This window comes from Streptomyces sp. SID486, assembly GCF_009865385.1.
GTDB lineage: Bacteria > Actinomycetota > Actinomycetes > Streptomycetales > Streptomycetaceae > Streptomyces.
This window is the reverse complement of the sequence record NZ_WWJT01000370.1, coordinates 1-775: the sequence shown is the minus strand read 5'-3', so window position 1 is coordinate 775 and position 775 is coordinate 1. Positions and strand designations below refer to the sequence as shown.

The window sequence follows — 775 nt, the reverse complement described above, 5'->3', positions numbered from 1 at the left end:
TGAACCACACCAGCGACCAGCACCCGTGGTTCCAGGAGTCGAGGCGCGACCCGGACGGTCCGTACGGGGACTACTACGTCTGGGCCGACGACGACAAGCAGTACCAGGACGCCCGGATCATCTTCGTCGACACCGAGGTCTCCAACTGGACGTACGACCCGGTACGCAAGCAGTACTACTGGCATCGCTTCTTCTCGCACCAGCCGGACCTCAACTACGAGAATCCGGCGGTGCAGGAGGAGATGATCTCCGCACTGAAGTTCTGGCTGGATCTGGGCATCGACGGGTTCCGGCTGGACGCCGTGCCGTACCTGTACCAGCAGGAGGGCACCAACTGCGAGAACCTGCCCGCCACCCACGCGTTCCTCAGGCGGGTCCGCAAGGAGATCGACGCCCAGTACCCGGACACGGTGCTGCTGGCGGAGGCCAACCAGTGGCCCGAGGACGTCGTCGACTACTTCGGCGACTACTCCTCCGGCGGCGACGAGTGCCACATGGCGTTCCACTTCCCCGTCATGCCGCGCATCTTCATGGCCGTACGGCGGGAATCCCGCTACCCGGTCTCCGAGATCCTCGCCAAGACCCCCGCGATCCCCTCCGGCTGCCAGTGGGGCATCTTCCTGCGCAACCACGACGAGCTGACCCTCGAGATGGTCACCGACGAGGAACGCGACTACATGTGGGCGGAGTACGCGAAGGACCCGCGGATGCGCGCCAACATCGGCATCCGCCGCCGCCTCGCGCCCCTGCTCGACAACGACCGCAACCAGATCGA

Annotated in this window: 1 protein-coding gene; it reads left to right on the top strand. The window is 65.5% G+C overall.

Features of this window, described 5'->3' with window-relative positions; genetic code table 11:
- Positions 1 to 775, top strand: a 775-nt coding sequence (locus tag GT045_RS17030) for an alpha-amylase family glycosyl hydrolase (RefSeq protein WP_237538661.1), incomplete at both ends; no start/stop codon positions are given.